1 pseudogene is annotated in these 310 nt (G+C 80.3%); it reads left to right on the top strand.

The features are described 5' to 3' along the window. A pseudogene (locus tag VR44_RS16275) lies at positions 1 to 310 on the top strand (DNA-binding protein); the annotation flags it as partial.

The raw sequence follows: 310 nt of genomic DNA, 5'->3' as shown, positions 1-310 counted from the left end.
GCTGTCGGCCGCCCCGGCCGCCCTGCGCGGCCTCGGCCCCGACCGGCTCGCCGCCCTCGCCGAGCTGGCCGAGGTCATCGGCTGGATCCTCTTCGACGCCGGCCGCTACCGCCGGGCCCACCGGATGAACGCGCGGGCGCTCGCCCTCGCGGACCTGTGCGGGGACCGCTGGACGGCCCGGCTGACCCTGCTCAACCACAGCATGCTCACCACCCACACCGGCCGCCCCCGAGCCGCCCTGGCCGCCGCCGCCCGGGCAGCGGCCGGCCCGCGCCCGCTGCCCGCCAGGGTCGCCGGCCTCGTCCTGATC

The sequence above is a fragment of the Streptomyces katrae genome (assembly GCF_000966975.1).
Taxonomy (GTDB): Bacteria; Actinomycetota; Actinomycetes; order Streptomycetales; family Streptomycetaceae; genus Streptomyces; species Streptomyces katrae.
The sequence above is the reverse complement of the archived record's forward strand: the minus strand, read 5'-3'. Positions and strand labels throughout refer to the sequence as shown.